Origin of the sequence: Pseudobutyrivibrio sp. C4, assembly GCF_900111635.1 — a bacterium.
Classification (GTDB): Bacteria; Bacillota; Clostridia; order Lachnospirales; family Lachnospiraceae; genus Pseudobutyrivibrio; species Pseudobutyrivibrio ruminis.
Map to the genome: position 1 here is coordinate 699,538 of NZ_FOHF01000001.1, position 18,731 is coordinate 718,268.

The 18,731-nt window shown below is 37.6% G+C and carries 18 protein-coding genes; 3 read left to right on the forward strand and 15 right to left on the reverse strand.

All coding sequences use genetic code 11. The annotated features are described in order from the left end of the window. Nucleotides 1-105: 105 nt before the first annotated feature. From BMY66_RS03295 to BMY66_RS03305, 3 genes are all read right to left on the reverse strand, one after another. Entirely contained in the window at nucleotides 106-1,401 is a 1,296-nt protein-coding gene (locus BMY66_RS03295) for an ATP-binding protein (protein ID WP_090394108.1), read from the reverse strand. Between the two features lie 2 nt (nucleotides 1,402-1,403). After that, a complete protein-coding gene (locus BMY66_RS03300) occupies nucleotides 1,404-2,117 on the reverse strand; it encodes a LytR/AlgR family response regulator transcription factor (RefSeq protein WP_090394109.1) in 714 nt (237 codons plus the stop codon). A 177-nt stretch (nucleotides 2,118-2,294) separates the two neighbouring features. Beyond that, nucleotides 2,295-3,197, reverse strand: a complete 903-nt coding sequence (locus tag BMY66_RS03305) for a LysR family transcriptional regulator (RefSeq protein WP_090394110.1) — start codon at nucleotides 3,195-3,197, stop codon at nucleotides 2,295-2,297. A 199-nt stretch (nucleotides 3,198-3,396) separates the two neighbouring features. On the opposite strand from BMY66_RS03305, the gene BMY66_RS03310 reads away from it, so the two are divergent. Continuing rightward, nucleotides 3,397-4,518 (forward strand): 5-methyltetrahydropteroyltriglutamate--homocysteine S-methyltransferase, encoded by a 1,122-nt coding sequence (locus tag BMY66_RS03310; protein ID WP_044933868.1) that lies wholly within the window; start codon nucleotides 3,397-3,399, stop codon nucleotides 4,516-4,518. Here the strand turns inward: BMY66_RS03310 and BMY66_RS03315 are convergent. Then, entirely contained in the window at nucleotides 4,515-5,330 is an 816-nt protein-coding gene (locus BMY66_RS03315) for a Cof-type HAD-IIB family hydrolase (protein WP_044933866.1), read from the reverse strand. The genes BMY66_RS03310 and BMY66_RS03315 overlap by 4 nt on opposite strands. A gap of 110 nt (nucleotides 5,331-5,440) precedes the next feature. Between BMY66_RS03315 and BMY66_RS03320 the strand changes: the two genes are divergently transcribed. Next, a complete protein-coding gene (locus BMY66_RS03320; protein ID WP_044933864.1) occupies nucleotides 5,441-5,908 on the forward strand; it encodes a methylglyoxal synthase in 468 nt (155 codons plus the stop codon). A gap of 78 nt (nucleotides 5,909-5,986) precedes the next feature. Next, complete coding sequence (locus tag BMY66_RS03325; RefSeq protein WP_044933863.1) at nucleotides 5,987-7,144, forward strand: MFS transporter; 1,158 nt, start codon at nucleotides 5,987-5,989, stop codon at nucleotides 7,142-7,144. 2 nt (nucleotides 7,145-7,146) lie between these two features. On the opposite strand, the gene BMY66_RS03330 is transcribed toward BMY66_RS03325, so the two are convergent. The 11 genes from BMY66_RS03330 to dcm form a co-directional block, all read right to left on the reverse strand. Further along, nucleotides 7,147-7,995, reverse strand: a complete 849-nt coding sequence (locus tag BMY66_RS03330) for a DegV family protein (RefSeq protein WP_044933862.1) — start codon at nucleotides 7,993-7,995, stop codon at nucleotides 7,147-7,149. A 96-nt stretch (nucleotides 7,996-8,091) separates the two neighbouring features. Next, nucleotides 8,092-9,477, reverse strand: coding sequence for an AmmeMemoRadiSam system protein A (gene amrA, locus BMY66_RS03335; protein WP_044933860.1), 1,386 nt, complete (start codon nucleotides 9,475-9,477; stop codon nucleotides 8,092-8,094). 15 nt (nucleotides 9,478-9,492) lie between these two features. Then, nucleotides 9,493-10,329, reverse strand: a complete 837-nt coding sequence (gene amrS / locus BMY66_RS03340; RefSeq protein ID WP_090394111.1) for an AmmeMemoRadiSam system radical SAM enzyme — start codon at nucleotides 10,327-10,329, stop codon at nucleotides 9,493-9,495. 67 nt (nucleotides 10,330-10,396) lie between these two features. Further along, nucleotides 10,397-11,245, reverse strand: a complete 849-nt coding sequence (locus tag BMY66_RS03345) for an FKBP-type peptidyl-prolyl cis-trans isomerase (protein ID WP_044933849.1) — start codon at nucleotides 11,243-11,245, stop codon at nucleotides 10,397-10,399. 72 nt (nucleotides 11,246-11,317) lie between these two features. Then, on the reverse strand, nucleotides 11,318-11,542 hold the full coding sequence (locus BMY66_RS03350) for a hypothetical protein (protein ID WP_090394112.1): 225 nt from the start codon (nucleotides 11,540-11,542) through the stop codon (nucleotides 11,318-11,320). Nucleotides 11,543-11,693: 151 nt separating this feature from the next. Beyond that, nucleotides 11,694-12,113 (reverse strand): (deoxy)nucleoside triphosphate pyrophosphohydrolase, encoded by a 420-nt coding sequence (locus BMY66_RS03355; RefSeq protein ID WP_090394113.1) that lies wholly within the window; start codon nucleotides 12,111-12,113, stop codon nucleotides 11,694-11,696. Between the two features lie 18 nt (nucleotides 12,114-12,131). After that, nucleotides 12,132-12,365, reverse strand: a complete 234-nt coding sequence (locus BMY66_RS03360) for a GlsB/YeaQ/YmgE family stress response membrane protein (RefSeq protein WP_074790715.1) — start codon at nucleotides 12,363-12,365, stop codon at nucleotides 12,132-12,134. Nucleotides 12,366-12,468: 103 nt separating this feature from the next. Then, the gene (locus tag BMY66_RS03365; RefSeq protein WP_090394114.1) at nucleotides 12,469-14,898 is read right to left on the reverse strand and encodes an AAA family ATPase; all 2,430 of its coding nucleotides are present in this window, start codon (nucleotides 14,896-14,898) and stop codon (nucleotides 12,469-12,471) included. Further along, nucleotides 14,888-15,520, reverse strand: coding sequence for a hypothetical protein (locus BMY66_RS03370; RefSeq protein WP_090394115.1), 633 nt, complete (start codon nucleotides 15,518-15,520; stop codon nucleotides 14,888-14,890). The genes BMY66_RS03365 and BMY66_RS03370 overlap by 11 nt, the downstream gene beginning before the upstream one ends. 2 nt (nucleotides 15,521-15,522) lie before the next feature. Continuing rightward, nucleotides 15,523-17,097: a hypothetical protein gene (locus tag BMY66_RS03375; RefSeq protein ID WP_090394116.1), complete on the reverse strand. Its 1,575-nt coding sequence runs from the start codon at nucleotides 17,095-17,097 to the stop codon at nucleotides 15,523-15,525. A 191-nt stretch (nucleotides 17,098-17,288) separates the two neighbouring features. Then, a complete protein-coding gene (dcm, locus tag BMY66_RS03380; protein ID WP_090394117.1) occupies nucleotides 17,289-18,674 on the reverse strand; it encodes a DNA (cytosine-5-)-methyltransferase in 1,386 nt (461 codons plus the stop codon). Nucleotides 18,675-18,731 lie beyond the last annotated feature (57 nt).

Here is an 18,731-nt window from a genome sequence, read left to right on the forward strand (position 1 = left end):
TTGGGGCATACCCCGATTGATAACTTTATCGAGAGAATAACAAAATCATTTAAAAAAATGCAGGCCTTGTCACAGCCTGCACATTTTTTGTCATAATCTGCATCTCTACTCAGAAAAAATAATTCTAAGTAAATACTTATCATTTTCAGTTTTAATAGTTAAATTGCCATCATATTTTTCTACAATAGCCTTGATACTTTGGGTGCCATATCCATGGCTTAGCTTGTCACTTTTAGATGTGATAGGCAGGCCATGCTGCATTTTAATTGTACCCGTGTATGGATTAATGATTTCTACTAAAATAATCCCTTTTTTATTTTGAATCTGCACTGATATCCATCTCTTTGCTCTATCTAAAATCTTTTCATTTGCTTCAATCGCATTGTCTAAGGCATTACCAAGTAAAGTATACAAATCAATTTCATCCATAAACTTGAGCTGCTCCCCATCAGCCATACAGCTCATCCTTATTTTCTTACTATGGCATATCAGCTTTTTTTCAGTCAAAACTGTATCTAGAAGATCGTTACCTGTACGAACTACAGCATCATATATGGCTATGTCGTTTTCCATCTCAGATAGAATGCCTCGTCTTTTCTCATCACTTTCCATATTAGCCAAAGCATTAATCTGATGTTTCATATCATGATAATGCTGATTGACTACCGCCATGGCATCCTTTGAAAACTGATATCTCACCTGGGTATCTTTCCAAAGTTGTTCCTTAATTCTAAATGCTCTTCTTTCTTTTTCATTGATAAGCTGAGCCCTTTGATTTATCAAAATAAATAGACTTGCCAAAATAGCATACACCGCATGAATATGACCAATATTATTAAAACTCGAAATAATGCTTAAAAACCAAACCACAAGCAAAATTACAACTGTGGCAGATGTAGCAGAAAGAGTCTCTATCAAATATTTGCCATCAACTACTGTAGATTTAGCAAACCAAAAATAAGCCATTATAAAAGAGCCTATAAGACAGACGGTATATAGTATTGGTTGATTATCCGGTATTCTGCCATCTGTGCAATAATCAAAGAGTTCTCTTATACAGTAAAAAATATGCTCAATACAATAGCTAATCGCAAACAGATAGATTGCCTCGTGAAAATTTACCTCTGTAGCAAAATATATTCCAAATATCACCGCTATCCATATCGCCATAAACCAAAACAAAAGGAATATATATGTAGATGGAGTTATATCCGAATAATCTGACCCCTCATATCCAAACAGAACAAGCACTCCTGTCATGGCAACGTCAAGAAGAAGCCCCAAACAAACACAAGCCGCACCTATTATCAATGGATATTTCTTTTTATTAAGTACACTACATATTCCCAAAACAGGTATTAGCATTTCCAGAAGATATCCAACATTGAAAGAACTATCCATAGCTATATCTCCATTCCTACATAATCACCAAAGGCTGTAATAAATTCCTTTTTTCTGCTTCGGCTAAGAAAAAGCTCATCTCCTGCCACGGTAACCACATCACCTTTTATTCTATCCACATATTTAAGATTAATAAGATGAGATTGTCCACTTTGAACAAATCCGTATTCTCTTAAATCTTCCGCTATGGCTTTTAAACTTTTACTTCTAGTTTCAAAGATGCCAGATTTACTATGAATAACAATAGTATGCCCAACTACCTCTATATAATAGACATCCTCTGTATCTATTTTTCTTTTGGCTCCATCTTCTGCGACAATTAGTTCCTTGCTCTTTTGATATTTGTCAGCAGTCTTTAAAACCTTGTCCATAGTTCCTTGGAATTGTTCATATACCACCGGCTTCAGTATAAAGTCTAATGCGTTGACCTTGTATCCATCAATGGCATATTGTGCAAGAGCTGTGATAAAAACAATGATTACGCTATCATCAAGCTCTCTAATCTTTTTCGCCGTAGTCATTCCATCCTGATATTTCATATGGATGTCCAAGAAAATCAAATCGTATTCTGAAGTATAATCATCCAAGATATCAATTCCATCAAAAAATGTTCTGACGATGAAATTGTCTGCATGTTCCTTCTCATATCTGGATAAATGCTCTATCAAGCTAGCCTGACATTCTTTTTCGTCTTCAACAATCGCAATTCTAAGCATCTACTATCCCCCTTCTATATTCTAGTGTAAGTATACCATTTATGTCTTCAAATCGACATAATATGCCAAACCAATAGAACTTTGCAAGATATCTGTTAACATACTTATTGATTGATAACATTTTAAAAGAGCCAGTTGCTATGTATTTTATAGGGACTGGCTCTTTCTCCATTTTTCTTAAGATTTAGTATACTTCATAAGCATTTCTATGTAGTTTTTTGTCAGCGTGGTCTGTGGCATATTGCTAGGTAAGATGTAACCGATTTCCATATAATCATCCACCTTTAGTGGCTTCGCAATAATATTAGGTCCATTTAATTCTTCGCTGATTACACCGCTGCATATGGTGTAACCATTAAGGCCTATAAGAAGATTAAATAGCGTCGCTCTATCTCTTACAATTATTTCCTTGTCACTATCAATGGTGCTAAGTATTTCTTCCGAAAAATAAAAGGAGTTGTGGCTTCCCTGCTCGTAGGAAAGGCGAGGATAGTCCTTCAAATCATCTAGCGTCAGCGCTTTCTTCTTGGCAAGTGGACTGTTCTTTCCAATGAAGACATGTGGTTTCGCCTTAAATAAAGAATGAAATACCAGGCCATTGTCACGTAAGGTTTTCTTTATGACAGTTTCGTTGAATTTGTTCAGATACAGAATACCTATTTCACTTCTGAGCCTTGCCACATCCTCGATGATATCGTAGGTCTGTGTCTCTCTCATATGAAACTCATATTTGTCACCGCCATACTGCTTTAGCAGCTCTACAAATGCTTCCACTACAAAGGAATAGTGCTGGGCTGATACGCAAAAACGTTGCTTGCTGTGGCCTGCGCCTGTGTACTTCTCTTCTATAAGATTTGTTTGCTCCAGCACCTGTCTGGCGTATCCTAAGAATTCATCTCCCTCTGGAGTGATCTCGATTCCCTTATTGGAACGGTTGAATATGGTGATGTGGTATTCATTTTCCAGTTCCCTGATTGCAGATGTTAAGCTTGGCTGTGCGATAAACAGCCTTTTTGCTGCTTCTGTAATATTTCCTGTTTCTGCTACTTCTACTACGTATCTAAGCTGTTTTAAAGTCATTTTCTAACCTTCCTAAATATTGCCCCTTAATAACCATCAATAGATTTATTTATAATTATAACTTTCTTAATAGATTTTATCTATGGTCAAACTATCATTTTTTATATTTTACCTACTAATCAACTAGGCCTATAATCCTCAACATAAGTTAATGAACGTTGCGCAATATATTTATAGTAATCAAAAGGAGAATAAGAAAATGAGTAATGTTAAGACACCATACAGATACGATTTTGTAGGAAGCTTTCTACGCCCACAGGCCCTTAAGGATGCAAAGGCTGACTTCTTAGCTGGCAAAATCAGCGAGGATGAGTTCAACAAGGTGGTTGATGAGGAAATCACAAAGGTTGTTGCTAAGCAGAAAGAGCTTGGTTTTCATATAATCACCGATGGCGAGTTCAGAAGATCATTCTGGCACCTTGATTTTATGTGGGGATTCGAGGGAGTTGCCCATGAAAATACAGGCGGCGGAGTTGATTTTGATGGTGAGCTTGCTTTACTTGATGACACTTATCTTGTAGGCAAAATCAAAGCAAAGGCTCATCCATTTGTTGAGTATTATAAATTCTTAAAGCAGTTTGAGGATGAAAATACAGTTGCTAAATATACTATCCCTGCCCCAGCTCAAACATTTCAGCAGATGATTGTTCCTGTAAACTTTGAATCTACCAGAAAATTCTATGCTAACAATGATGAATTGATTCATGATATTGCGGCTGCTTATCAGGATGTTATTAAACAATTCTACGATGCTGGTTGCCGTAATCTTCAGTTTGATGATTGTACTTGGGGTGCTATTGTCGGCACTGCTGCAAAGCAGAGATATGCTAGCCTTGGAATTGATATTGAAGAAGTGAAGCGACAGCTTCTTGAAGTTAATAATCTGGCACTTGAAAACAAGCCTGCAGATATGACAATCACATCACACATCTGCCGAGGAAACTACCACTCTACTTTCTTTACAAGTGGCCCATACGACACAGTTGCTGACTATGTATTTGCAAAAGAAAATGTGGATGCTTTGTTCCTTGAATACGATGATGCTCGCTCTGGTGGATTTGCCCCTCTTGCAAAGGTATCTTCTGATAAGAAGGTGGTGCTGGGGCTTATTACAACAAAGCGTCCTCAGCTTGAAGATAAAGAATCTATCAAAAAACGTATTTACGAAGCAGCAAAATATATTCCACTTGAGCGTCTAGCTTTAAGCCCACAGTGTGGCTTTGCTTCCTGCGAAATTGGCAACAAGCTTACCGAAGAAGAACAGTGGGCTAAGCTGAAGCTAGTAAAAGAAATTGCTGAAGAGGTATGGCAGAACGATTAATTCAGCTCGATGAATTTTTCGATTGCTACTGCTACTCCATCTTCATCATTGGATGGTGCAATAAAATCAGCCCATTCCTTGGTCTCATCCTGTGCATTTGCCATGGCAACAGAAAGACCTGCGTAACGCATCATAGGAATGTCGTTGAAACCATCGCCGCAGGCAATCAGATGCTTGCGATCAATGCCAAGACTTCCTAACAATATTTCTAGAGATGATGCCTTTTCAATTCCTTGTGGCATTATCTCTAGGAAAAATGGCTCTGAGAAGAACACATTAACAGTGCCATTAAACTTTTCATTAAGCTGTGCTTCTACATTTCTAAGAACCTTGTGATCACCCACGCATAAAAACTTAACAGGTGGATCAAGCTGTGCTTCCTCATCCAGGTGGAATACCTGTCTGATTGGAATGTTATTGATTTTTGATTCCAGCTGCACGTACTGATTATTCTCGTCGTTTGAAATGATGCCCTCTGAATCATATGTAAGTGTGGCAACATTGAATTTGTTTGCGCAACGAAGAATATCTGCATAGTACTTTTCAGGAATAGTTTCTCTGCGGACAACCTCTCCTGTCTTGCAGTCGATAATCATACCACCGTTATACGCCAGTATGTATCCTCCTACCTCTTCCAGGTGAAGCTGCTTTGCAATCTTTTTAATGCCTGGTACTGGACGGCCAGATGCAAGTATAATCTTTACCCCTGCCTTTGCAGCTTTCATTATTATTTCTTTGTTTTTGTTACTAACCTCTTTTTTACTATTTAAAAGAGTTCCGTCTAAATCTAGTGCTATTGCTTTATATTTCATAAGGCATATCATAGCAAGCCGATTAGGTTACGTCAAATGGATTTTTCACTTGAGATATCCCTCCTCAAACATTAAAATAGCACTAGCAAAAATAATGACTGGAGGTTTTTATGGAAGATAAAATTACACTTACTATTGGGAAACAAAAAAACATTGCTCTTATCGCACATGATGGAAAGAAGCCACTTCTTATTCAGTGGTGCGAAGACAACAAAGAAATTCTTAAGAATCATTTCTTATGCGGCACAGGAACTACAGCCAGAATGATTTCCGACAAAACAGGACTTCCTGTTAGAGGCTACAACTCAGGCCCTCTCGGCGGTGACCAGCAAATCGGCGCAAAGGTTGTAGAAGGCAGAATCGATTTAATCGTATTCTTCTCTGACCCTCTCACAGCTCAGCCACACGATCCTGATGTAAAGGCTCTGATGCGAATCGCTCAGGTTTACGACATTCCTATCGCAGTCAACAAGGCATCCGCTGATTTCATGATTAAATCAGAGTTTATGGATACACCTTACGACCACGACGTTATCAATTTCCAAAAAAATATTGCTGATCGAGCAAACACACTATAGTACCACCCAAAATAGACACATTCTCTTGATATACTTTTCTAGTATCATTTTATAGTTTTTATTGGGGATGTGTTGAGTATGAGAACTAAAGATCGAAATGATTTTTTATGGTTGGTATTCTTTTTTATAATCTTTATCAATGGATTTGAAGCTGGAGGTTATCAGGCCAGTTTACTAAATATAGGAAATACATACGATTTATCTACAACAACCAAGGGGTTATTTGCCTCTGTAGAGCTTTTTGCCACAATGCTTGCGCCAATACTGCTTGGCGCATGGGCAGATAGAACTAATAAATTGAAATGTATTAAAATCCTGCTTTCCATACAAGTGATAGCAGCTTTACTGATTGGCCTTTTGACATCGAAGGTGCTTTTTGTAGGTGGAGTCTTCTTTTTAGGACTCACTACAAGTGCCCTCCAGTTTATTTCCATTGCAGCTCTTGCTGATTACTATCCTATCAGTTACCACAAAAAAATAGGCTATCTCACATCCATGTATGCATTAGGTGCATTTGTAGCGCCTCTAGTTGTTGCTGCGTATTTGAATATGGGATTCAGTTGGAAAATATTATTTGTCTTTCTATGTGTAGCCAGTGCTGCTGCACTGATAGACATAGTTTCATCTAAAAATGAATTCAGAGAATTAGCAGATACCACTACGGAAGAATTTACGTCCGCTGGTCCATTTATTCTGGCCGGAATCATCATGCTTTGTGTGGTTATGTGTATTTATGTTGGGTATGAAAATGGATTTGCTTTCTTTGTAGATACTCTATTTGCTAATGAATTTAAATCTGCCTTAGGAAAATATGCCTTAAGTCTGTTTTGGATTGTTATGATTCCATCGCGAGTATTAGTAGGCCATAACGCTAAACATGCTTACAAAATACTAATTAGTGCAATAGTAGCAATTCCTTCTATAACCGTACTCATCGCCCAGCTTTCCAGTGATGTGGCAGTGCTTCTGCTTTGCATTCCACTGGGCTTCGCTTGCGGCGCAATCTATCCATGTGTTTTGAATCTTGCCATGCCTTTGTCTGGCAATCACAAGGCTACATCCACAGGCTTAATCACAACAGCCACTGGTATCGGAGGCGTGGTATTCACTGCCCTCACTGGGTATTTAGGAGATATGTATGGCCTCCGCCAGGCTGTTATGATGCTGTCAGCATTTTTCGTCTTATCACTAATATCAGTAATAATATTAAAGATTCGCTGGATTAAAAAAGATTAGTTTTATAACGAAAAATATGCAAGTGCTATTGCGCCTGGGCCTGCGTATGTACCAATTGTAGCGCCGACTACTGTGTACTGAAGTTGATCTTCATGGCCCTCGTAAATAGCCTTTGAATCTTCGACATATTTAGTAAGTACTTCCTGGGAGAAACCTGAATAAGCAAGGCACAATGGCTTGCTAAAATCTATCCCACCAGAATTAGTAACAAATTCTGTCAGCATATTGTGGCTCTTTTTTGAGCCTCTAGCCTTGCCGATAACCTTAACCAAGCCATCCTCGATTGTGATTACAGGCTTAATCATTAGCATATTTCCTGCAAAAGCTGCCGCTGAAGAAAGTCTTCCGCCAAGCTTCAAATACTCCAAAGTATCAAAGGCAGATATTACATGCACACTCTTCATTTCTTCCTGGATGATAGAAATAATTTCATCACAAGATTTTCCTTCGTCTCTAAGCATAACTGCTCTTTGCACTATGATGTACTCAGATATGCAGAATTGCTTTGTATCAACGATGTGTATGTTGTCTGAGTAATCCGCTGCTGCAAGCATGGCACTTTGATAGCATCCAGAAACTCCAGATGATAAGCAGAAATAAATAAGCTCATCCCCAGCTTCATCAGCCTTCTCAAACTCCTGCGCATAAACATAAGGTGAAATCTGGCTTGTCTTAGGCACTTCATCAGTTTCGATTAGTTTATGATAAAAATCCTCTGCGGAAAGTGTAACACCATCTAAATACTCTTCATCCCCAAATCTTACATTTATGGGTAATACTGTCACTCCCCATTCCTTAGCTACATCCTGCGAGATATCACTAGCGGAATCTGTGATTATTCTTATTGCCATTCTATTGTGTCCTTTCCTAATTACCTAAAAAATTAAATATATCTTAATTCAGTTATTTTAATTATTTGCAATTAGGAATGCAAGCCTTTTTTCTTATCACTTGTGTCTTATAACCTCAAATCGCTGAAGCTGAACTGGTTCGTCCATGCCGATACCGCCCTTTTGGCGGGCGATAGAAATTTGCTGTGCGACAGAGTCTACCCCATCCAAATCTGGAAGCAATAGGCCTCTACGATTTCCGTTGCTTACAATTACACCGTAGCGTTTCACATCTAGTTCATTTGGTGAAGATATAGGTTCTGGCTCACTTAGTACATCCACGTTGATTTCCAAATCAGGCAACTCCTCTGGGCTGATTGGATTAAAGCGCGTGTCTCTGGTGGAGGCGCTGATGGCATTTTGAATAATCTCTGCTGCCACGCACTCGGTGGTAGGAAGGATTGTTCCAATGCAGCCTCTCAGACGACCAGCCTTGTGGATGGATACAAATGCTCCGGCTTGCTTTGATACCAGCTCTTTAGGTAAATCATCTGGCATATCTAGCACCTTGCCCCGTAATATATAGCTTTCCAGGGATTTCTTGGCAAGCTTTACATATTCGTCAGCCGGCTCCTGTGAATCCCGTAAATGAGCGTTCAGCTTTGCCAGATAAGTATCTCTAAAACGACGATTCTCATCCTCTCCCGTCACATAAAAAGATGCAATTCCATAGCCAACACCTGTCACATCCTGATGAGAATATACATGGGCATCTACAGCCTTTCCGTCCAAAGCGCCAGCCATTATGACGAATGAACGATGACCACACTCTGCTGCTTTCTCGCAGAAATCCTCTTTAAATTCAAACATCTCCTCAAAAGCTGCACGGCCGGCCACGTCCATAATCCTCTGGTCATAGACAGGTCCCTCTTTGGCGAATCCATAAGGCCCATAGTCCTGAAGCTTGTGAGATAAATCTCCACTGGCAACGAAAACTACCTTGCGATTAACCTCATCCACAGCCTCCTGTATCATCTGACCCAAACGATAGTGATCCAGCAAACCAAGGCCTGAAAGGCCTATGCGCACAATCTGCCCCTTGGCATATTTCTTCCTTATAAACCAAAGAGGAACCATGGTGCCATGGTCAAGCTCTGGATCACGCTCACCTAGTGTGCCTGCTGGAAAGCTGGCGTCATAGGCGATTTCGTTGATTCTATCTACAAGCTCTGTGTCATATTCTTCCTGAAAAGATACCTCCGGTGCGTTGAATCTGGCGAATGAACCTTTCGCTCCCTTTCCCGGAGAAATATGGAAATAGTCCGAATACATGATGCTGTGTGGACTAGTGATGATGATTGTATCCGGTTCAAGCTTCGCTATTTCATCTGCCACCTTTTCATAGGCATCGATAGTCTCCTGAACCTGTGCCTCGCCACCTCGGCCTACAGCCGGCACAATCATCGGTGGATGTGGAACCATAAATGCTGCAAGAATTGCCATAGTCTAACCCCTCCCTTAACAGTTTCCTGTGTAAACATATTTCAAATGTTGCTTTGCTATATCTTTTAAATGATAGATAGTCTCCACTGGCGTAGCGCCTCTATCTACCATATGAAATCTTGGGAAAAATCTGGAAATGTGCAAAGGAATCTCTGGATTCACTGAAGCTATCCAACTGCTTAGCTTATCCATCTCCTCATCTGAGTCATTCTCCCCTGGAATAATCAGCGTTGTCAGCTCCACATGACAATGCTTCGCCGCCTCCTGGATAAAGTCCATTACCATCTGCCTGTTCCCCTTTAACACGTCCTCATAATAATGGTCTGTGAAACCCTTCAAATCGATGTTCATGGCATCTACATAGGAGAACAACTCCTTCACCGTAGCTACATCGGCCATTCCGTTTGATACTAAAACAGTTTTCAGGCCCTTTGCCGAAAGAAGCTTTGCTGTATCTATAATATATTCGTACGAGATCAATGGCTCATTGTAAGTAAAAGCCACCCCAATATTTCCATTTGCACGCTGCTCATCAGCTATCTGGGCCAGCGTCTCAGGCAATACGAACCTTGCCTCTCTCTTACTATCATCCACTTCATCGCCCCATGAAATGTGATAGTTCTGGCAAAATGGGCATCGCAAATTGCAGCCATAGCTTCCCACAGATAGAATATAGCTGCCCGGATAAAATCGATTCAACGGCTTCTTCTCAATCGGGTCCATAGCAATCGCCGTGAGCATCCCATAATTCTCCGGCACGATTATGCCCTCCCTGCAGGTTCTCACCTGACAGAAACCATATTTACCTTCTGAAATGTTGCAATGCCTGTAGCATAGGTTACATACTGCCATAACTCCCCCCTTTGGCTCCAATTATTCTTAGAAAAAAAGCGGTGCATAAGCACCGCTCTGCTATATACTATTTTACCTCTACAAGCTCAATTGTAAAGTTGAGTTCTTTGCCAGCCATCTCGTGGTTTGCATCAAGAGTGATGTTTGTATCATCCTTTGCAACAACCTTTACTGGGAATGGTCTGCCATATGGATCCTGTAAGTATACCTGCTGGTCTACTTCTAAGTTTTCTGAACCAGGAAGCTGTGCGATTTCAATTGTGAAAACAGCCTCCTCGTCACGCTGACCATAAGCTTCCTCTGGCATAAGGTGAATATCAACCTTCTCGCCAACTTCCATGTTTGCAACAGCCTTGTCGAAGCCCTTAATCATCATGCCTGCGCCACAAACAAACTCAAGTGGCTCGCCTCTGTCGTATGATGAATCAAACTGTGTACCATCGTTGAATGTACCTCTGTAGTGTGTACGGCATGTCTTGCCTACATTCTTGCCCTCGAACGCTGGCTCAGAATGGCATCCGCCACAACCAGAGTGGCCGCCACAGCTATGTCCTTCCTCGTGATCACCACATGTGTGACCCTCGCCATGGTGATTGCAATTTACACCAGAGTTGATAAGCTCACCCTTAAGGTATGCCTCAACTGCTGCATCTGTATCTCCTGAAGCACCCGCGCAAAGCTCAATTCCGCACTCGCTAAGAGCTGCCTGTGCTCCGCCACCGATACCGCCGCAGATAAGTACGTCGATTGAATTGTTACTAAGAAGACCAGCTAAAGCACCGTGGCCCTGTCCGTCAGAACCGATAACCTCTGATGAAACAACCTTGCCATCTTCTACTTCGTAAATCTTAAACTGCTCAGTGTGTCCGAAGTGCTGAAACACCTGACCATTTTCATATGTAACTGCTATTCTCATTTTATACTCCTTTTAAAAACAAAATCCTTGCTATTATAACTTTAAAAGGAGTATTAAGCAAATGACTACGCTTTAATGCTTTTCATTTGCTCCCTTCCGAATCTGGCCCGCCTCGTCAAAATACACTAGGTCACCTTCGTTGATATCTCTTTTATACAAATCAGCATCAGGAACTTCGCGCTCAATTTGGTTGCCGGCCTCATCTTCTAATATCACAAGGACCTGCGGTACATAACCTGCAGGTCGCTCTTCACATCCATAATCAGCTTCAAATATTTTCTTAATTTGGTAAGTCATATCTATTCTCTTTTGTTGAAAACTTAATCAATCTATAGTATTATTCAATATAAGAAAAGGCGCTACCGATAGACGGACAGCCCTTTGGTTAATTAATTACTTATAAGATAGGAAGTAATCGAACCTTGGCCGGGGCGATTACTTCTTTTTCTTATGGTCTTTTCTCTAGCTTCAATTGCTTTCCAACTTTTTCAATCAACGTAATATCCGCTGGCAACCAATCCACGTCGCCAAGTTGCTCTTTAGTTAGCCACTTAGCTGCTTCGTGTTCCTTGAGAACCAAATCACCATTTACAATTTCAGACCAGAAGCAATCCATTGATAAATGGAATGTTGGGTAGTCATACTCAATAGTGTCAATCAACTCACCAACACTAATTTCAGTGTCTAACTCCTCCATAATCTCACGCTTAAGAGCTTGCTGTGGAGTCTCACCTTCTTCGATTTTTCCGCCTGGAAATTCCCAACCATCTTTGTATTCACCGTATCCTCTTTGGGTGGCAAATATAATAGGCTGGCCTTTCTCATTTTCAGCTTTTATTACTGCCGCAACTACACGTACTGTTTTCATTTGAATCCCTTTTCGATACTAGAATAATCTTCTGCCCAACCAAATACAGATACATGCACCTACAACAGATACAATAAGACTTCCGAATTGCCCGCTGGCAGATAGCCCTAGAATATCAAATGCAAATCCACCTACAAATCCACCTGCAATACCGAGGATTATATTCTTAATCCATCCAGACTTTTCTCCCATAATAAAGCTGGCGATAAAGCCTGCTAATGCTCCAAATAATAGTCCCATTATTAAACTCATAAATTATAACCTCCGAATGATAATTCTGATATGGATTCATTATATCATTCTATATAAGAAAAGGGCTACCGATAGTCGGACAGCCCTTTTCTTAATTACTTTTTTAGCCACTTATCTTGCTATCAATAAATCTCTGCTCATCAATTTCATCATAAATAATACTTGCACCATTAAGTTTATATTTTACTAGCTTACATATTTTTTCATCGCATGTAGCAAAGAATAATTGTTCTATTGAATCATCTGATTCTTCAAGTTGATACTTTATCATATCCAAAAAAGCAAGCATATTTACATCATCCATAAATGAGGATAAGTCATCCAAAAAATAGACTTTAAAAGGTTCTTTGTCCTTTCTAGTCATAATTATTGAAAAGAAACATGCCAGCATAAATACACTAAGCTGACCATTGCTCAATACATTTACTATACTATTCTTTTTTTCATCCTCCATGATAATGCAACTTTTTTGACTCTCTTCCTCATCTCGTCTTATATTAATCTCTTTTATATTCTTAACGAGACTAAGTTTGCTGTAAAGCTCAAACAACGTTGGGCCTACATTTTTATATTCATCGATTTCAAGATTTGTTATAGTAGTACGAATATCATTTTGTTTGTTGATTGCCAGCTCTTTTAGATTGTTCAAAGACTTAATCTTCTCTTCTGCTTCATTACATTCCTTTCTTTCAGCTTCTAAATCGGCATTAACCTTTTTATATTTATCACTATTCAGCATCTGTGATAGTATTACCATCTTATCAACTAAAACATTTTTACTGGTATCTATATAATCATCCAAGATATAGGGTTTAATCTTAACTTTTATACTATTATAATCGTCATGTGAATCACTATTATAGTTAACCAAGCTTAATAAATCTTTAATATCATCACTGAATTTTGTGACATCTTCATTTGACATTACTTGTGTCCCAATATCGTTAATTTTATTTTCAATAAATTGCTGATTGCCCCAAACTTCGGTATTGTCAATTTTATAGTAATCTTTTAATCTATCAATCCATTCCCTGTAATTATATATCTTTTTATCTAGATCTTTCATAATTGCCATACGGTGAATATCATCATCTATGCTGACATTAAGTGCAAGTTGTGCTTTTTCTATCAACTGAGTATATAAATTCCCCAATTCATTTTCTTTATTAGAAAGTTCTCTAGTTTTTTCTAGAACTATTCCATTATTTGCTATTATATATGACTCTGCTTGCTGTAATATTTTTTCACTTGGTAGATTGTTAAATGTATTAGAACCACACACAGGACAAAGAACTATTTTTCCATCGTGCACCTGTTTGTCTCGATATTGAAGAAGGATTTCTTTCCCTTCTACCATTTTTGACAATTGTTTTAATAAGTCATTTCCTTCTGTTATATTCTTTATATCATCATTCAGCCCAGCAATTTCTGCTTTTAATCGAATTATATTCTCCTTTGCATCTTCCCATAATGCCCTAGAAAAAATCCCTTGTCTATAATTTGCAATCTGCTCTCCTAGATTTAAAATATTATCCCTATCAATCTTAATCTCCTTTTTGGATTTAATAATACCAGCTTGCTCAACAAGAACCATTTCACCTTCATCAGCCAACAGTCCATACTTATTAGCTTGTAGAATAGTTTCTTTGTTATCTGTATTGAAAGCATTAACTAACTCTAATTTGTTTAAAATATCTATGTTTTTATTATTCTTTTGCAAGCAATCAAGCAATTTATTAATTTCAGAATACGCACACCCTGCAATCTTATTTTTTTGTTCCTCTAGTTCCTCAATATTTAAGCTTTTAATTTCTATTTTTTCACTGCCATAAGATAATACATGTGGATACTCCTTATTTGTTAAATCTTTCTGTAATTCCTGCAACTTCTCATTATTGTTAGTTATTGTTATTAAAAGCTTATCTCGCTTCGCTTCAGTTTCACTGATAATCTTTTTTATGTCAGAGACGAATAATTCCATGTTATCCGCAACTTTTTTCTCTTTTGAAAAATCTCTTATAAAGTCTTCGAACAATGATGATAAGTTTTCTCTCTTTTTATTCTGTATTCCGATAGTTTTTTGTATATCGCAAAAATGATAATTATAAAAACTGTTATTTATATTATTTGATAGCCAATCCCCATTCTTATTTGCAATACCATCAACTATTACAGTAGACTTACCATCCGGTAATAGAGTATCTTTTTGTTGCTTTCTAATAATTGTATGTATTTCTGCTTTATCAATTATTTGTAATTCTACTATCACATAGTCCTGATTCCCAGCATATTTATTCTTTAATATTCCATCAATATTCTTTTTTCTTTCGTCTCCATTTGTAGCTCTTGTCATTAAAGATTCATTCAGTCGTCCAATAGATCCTGTTAAGCACCATTCAATAGCGTCAAGGATAGTAGTTTTACCCCATCCATTTGCTGCAGACAATAATACAAATTTTCCCTCTCCTATATAAAATTCTCTTTTTTCATGAATACCTCTGAAATTTTCAATAACTATCCTTTTAATCTTCATCTTCTAACCACTCCATAATTAATTTATGCTGTTCGTCCCCAAATTTTCTTTGACCTCTTTTTGTATTATTCTCATCATATAAAAAACTCATTTTTTCAGGGTTTGGCATTAATGCTTTTAAATGCTCTAACAATACATTATTCTCATTTCCACCTCTGTATTTTTTGTTATAAAACGGCAATTTCAGTGCCTCTTTTTCATCTATCTGTATCTTGCCATCTTCATTAATATAATTTAAGTATATTTTTCTAGTAACATTTAACATTGTATCCATACTACTTTGAACACTGTATTCTTCTATGCTTGTTTCATATTTATCTAGCACTATCAAAATAGCATTGTACTTAAACTTGTATAAAGACTCTCTATTATTTGACCCAAAATTAAAAAACATACTTAGTCTTCTATCCCACTCTTCACATATATCTATTATTGATTTGTTATTTTCATTGTATACAATCACAAAAAGCTCATCCCCATGTTTGCTGATATATATATCATGTAAGCCTGCCAATAATGTATTATCTTTATTTTTGAAAATAGACAAATCAAATTGTTTATTCTCATAAAAAAGGCTTTTATATTCTTTGTTTTCAAAGATTTCATTTAGTGCTAAATTCATAATCATACATCCTTTACACATTTTTCGTTAAAAATACATTTACGACAATCTTCGTTTATTTTCCAATCTCCTCTATCAACTTTTATGCACTCTAAACATTCATAATAAAAAGAATTATCTCTGTCTTCTATTACTGCCGGATTAACACTCTCCGGTATATCTTTATCTATTATTTCAGCCGGAGAATAACTATATGTATGCCAGCCATGTATAGATGTATCACCAGCCATATACCATTTATGGGGTTTGTACTTGTACATTCTTTCATATACATTCCATCGATCCCATTTAGGAGAAGTGGGATTAACACCACCTGTTATAACACTTTTCTGGATATAATCATCCTCAAACCTAATGCATATATATCTACTTTCTGTACTTTCAATATACGTTTCAATTTGGAGCATCGAGTCGCTTTCTTTAATAGAGTCCTTGCTTGCAGCTACCATTTTGTAGTCAATAATATTAAGTATTATTTTCCACAAGACTTTTAAGAACACCTTAAATCGTTCATATAACCTGTTAATTTCTCCAATTCGCTCCAACTCATCTCTGCCGTTCCAATCCAATTCTGTTATTTCTTTTTCAGCAGAAATCGTGTTTATTAAAGATATTTGCCCTTCTGTCGTCCGGCACATATTTCCAAGCCAATTTTTTGTATTGTTACACAAATACTCTAAGCATTTCTCCTGCCATGATTGCATTACCCTATTGCTCTCTATAATCTCGTTATAAACACTGGAAACCCATGCCTCGATACTCATTTTAATGATACAGTTAATATCTGTTTGAATATTTTGCTTAACTATATTAATAAAATCTATTCTACTAATACTCTTTTTTTCTATTACGCCTTTATGACTAGTTCCGGACTTCATCGCATAGTTGTACCTTTGAAGCATTATTTTATATGCTATACCAAACAAAATAGACTCTTTTGCTTCCCGGTTTAGATTATTAAATAATAGAGATTCGTAATATGGCTTGAATTCATTACATAGCTTTCGTGAGAGCTCATTCATAAACGAATAAAGCTCTGGGCGAGTAATAATAGAATATTTTTCTTTAAACTTTTCCCATTTCAAGTCATTTCCAAAGGACTTTATAATGCAGGATACTCGCTCATCTTTTTTATAATCTAATTCTTTTATCTTTAAAAGATTATCAATAGTAGAACATGCAGCATTATCTTTAATCCAATCTTCTGCATCTGTATCCGATGGTACACCTAATGGTATACCATTGTTAAAACAATCTAATACCGCACTCACCTCATATTCTTTTATGGCTGTCATTTTCAAATAATCCGCATACAATTCTCGGTATACTTCTTTTTGCAAATTAGTCGTAATACCACTTGAATAATATTTCGCCTGTACTAAACAATATTTACCTGTATCTTTTATAACGACAACATCTTCGCCATATTCTATTATCACTTCTTTTGTATCGTTCTCTAACAATGCATCAATAGCTACGAGATTCTGATAAATATAACCTTTAACTGGAGGTGCAGCGTCTCTATTACTTTCGCAATATCCTAGTTTAATCAAAGGATAATAATCTTTTCTATCCATTTTCCCCTCTAATATGTTATTTATTCTATATCGTATATACGATATCACCACCATTAAATAATACTGTGTAAATCTCTACAATTCAACAGTATTCAACGCATTTTTCTAAATTTTGCATACAAAAAGGCCAAACCTTAGCCGGTTTGACCTTCAATTTTTCTATCGCATATACGATATCACGTTTTATGAACTTATTCAGCCTCAATTATCTCCGCAAGCTGAGGCTCCATCTGTGCAATCAAGTTTACTACAAGAGCATTTCCCATCATGAATCTACGCTTATTGAGAGGCATTTCTACCTTCTCACCGTCAACTAAGCATTCCTTAGTCCAGTCTGATGGGAAGCCCTGGATGTGCTCCATCTCTATTGGAGTTAAGAGTCTGATTTTGCTAGTCTTCTTATCTCTTACAATGTGAGTAGTTCTGCTAAATCCACCTTCGCTTGTAAGCATTGTTCTAGCTGGTTTATCATACTCATCAATCATTGGGATAGCTCCCTCTGAAAAGATGTATTCATGACCTGTAGATGCTTTTCTAGGAAGCTTTTTAGCACCCTTCAAATACTGCCAAGTCTTACGTGACTCATCAGGAAGCTTTCCATGTGTTTCATCACTGTGAGTAACATCTGGGCTTGTATAATAGAGCTTCTTCTCTGGAATAAAAAACTCTTCTGGTACATCGCCATCTTCCATAATGTCACCTAAAGTAATCTGCTTACCATGATAGTCAGGAGTTGTCTTTACCGTATATACCATACCATCCTTCATTACTCCTGTATTTTCAAATGGGAAGCTGAATCCTTCTGAAAGCTCTCCTATACCACTTGGCAATTCAGTGATTCTAATCTTCTTGTAGTCTTCCTCTACAATAGGGAAAGACTTAGCAAAAAAACCTTCTGTATATATTGTCTTACCCATGCTGGCTCTATGCATTTCAACACCAAACATACGATTATACTTAGTAGCTTTTTTCATTGTCTCTGCATACTTTGTATCTTCACGATATGCAAAAATGAAAGTTCTACGACGACGCTGCTGATAGCCATACTCTGCTGCATTTATTACACGCCACTCAACTGTATAACCCAAATCTCTGAAGCAAGCTAAAATGATACCGAAATCTCTACCACGCTGACTTGCTGGACTCTTGATAAGACGATCTACATTCTCGAGTAATACAAATGGAGCCTGTTTAGCCTCCAATGTATCTCTGATATCCCACCAAAGGACACCCTTCTTTCCTTCAAGACCTTTTGAGGTAGCAAGTGATGATGCTACTGAGTAATCCTGACAAGGGAAACCTCCTACAAGCAATGCATGCTCTGGAATATCATTCTTATCTACAGCATTGATATCACAATTTGTAGTGTCATTGCCTTTTAAATCAAGACATGTGCCAAATCGATTTACATAACAATCATGTGCCCACTGTGTTTTCTTGTCAGCTGGCTCCCATTGACTGAACCATACTGTTTCCCACTTTTCAGGCTTGCTTGTGTCCTCGACAGCCTTTATATCATTCAATCCGCAGCGGAATCCTCCAACACCTGCGAATAATTCACAAACCGTTTTCTTCATTAATTCAAACTCCTTATATTACATACTCAAACATTATATCAGTAATGAGGAGCTTGA

Bases quoted from the DNA above. Each gene is read 5' to 3' on its own strand.
- BMY66_RS03295 (WP_090394108.1), bottom strand. From the start codon at position 1,401: ATGGATAGTTCTTTCAATGTTGGATATCTTCTGGAAATGCTAATACCT.
- BMY66_RS03300 (WP_090394109.1), bottom strand. From the start codon at position 2,117: ATGCTTAGAATTGCGATTGTTGAAGACGAAAAAGAATGTCAGGCTAGC.
- BMY66_RS03305 (WP_090394110.1), bottom strand. From the start codon at position 3,197: ATGACTTTAAAACAGCTTAGATACGTAGTAGAAGTAGCAGAAACAGGA.
- BMY66_RS03310 (WP_044933868.1), top strand. From the start codon at position 3,397: ATGAGTAATGTTAAGACACCATACAGATACGATTTTGTAGGAAGCTTT.
- BMY66_RS03315 (WP_044933866.1), bottom strand. From the start codon at position 5,330: ATGAAATATAAAGCAATAGCACTAGATTTAGACGGAACTCTTTTAAAT.
- BMY66_RS03320 (WP_044933864.1), top strand. From the start codon at position 5,441: ATGGAAGATAAAATTACACTTACTATTGGGAAACAAAAAAACATTGCT.
- BMY66_RS03325 (WP_044933863.1), top strand. From the start codon at position 5,987: ATGAGAACTAAAGATCGAAATGATTTTTTATGGTTGGTATTCTTTTTT.
- BMY66_RS03330 (WP_044933862.1), bottom strand. From the start codon at position 7,995: ATGGCAATAAGAATAATCACAGATTCCGCTAGTGATATCTCGCAGGAT.
- amrA (WP_044933860.1), bottom strand. From the start codon at position 9,477: ATGGCAATTCTTGCAGCATTTATGGTTCCACATCCACCGATGATTGTG.
- amrS (WP_090394111.1), bottom strand. From the start codon at position 10,329: ATGGCAGTATGTAACCTATGCTACAGGCATTGCAACATTTCAGAAGGT.
- BMY66_RS03345 (WP_044933849.1), bottom strand. From the start codon at position 11,245: ATGAGAATAGCAGTTACATATGAAAATGGTCAGGTGTTTCAGCACTTC.
- BMY66_RS03350 (WP_090394112.1), bottom strand. From the start codon at position 11,542: ATGACTTACCAAATTAAGAAAATATTTGAAGCTGATTATGGATGTGAA.
- BMY66_RS03355 (WP_090394113.1), bottom strand. From the start codon at position 12,113: ATGAAAACAGTACGTGTAGTTGCGGCAGTAATAAAAGCTGAAAATGAG.
- BMY66_RS03360 (WP_074790715.1), bottom strand. From the start codon at position 12,365: ATGAGTTTAATAATGGGACTATTATTTGGAGCATTAGCAGGCTTTATC.
- BMY66_RS03365 (WP_090394114.1), bottom strand. From the start codon at position 14,898: ATGAAGATTAAAAGGATAGTTATTGAAAATTTCAGAGGTATTCATGAA.
- BMY66_RS03370 (WP_090394115.1), bottom strand. From the start codon at position 15,520: ATGAATTTAGCACTAAATGAAATCTTTGAAAACAAAGAATATAAAAGC.
- BMY66_RS03375 (WP_090394116.1), bottom strand. From the start codon at position 17,097: ATGGATAGAAAAGATTATTATCCTTTGATTAAACTAGGATATTGCGAA.
- dcm (WP_090394117.1), bottom strand. From the start codon at position 18,674: ATGAAGAAAACGGTTTGTGAATTATTCGCAGGTGTTGGAGGATTCCGC.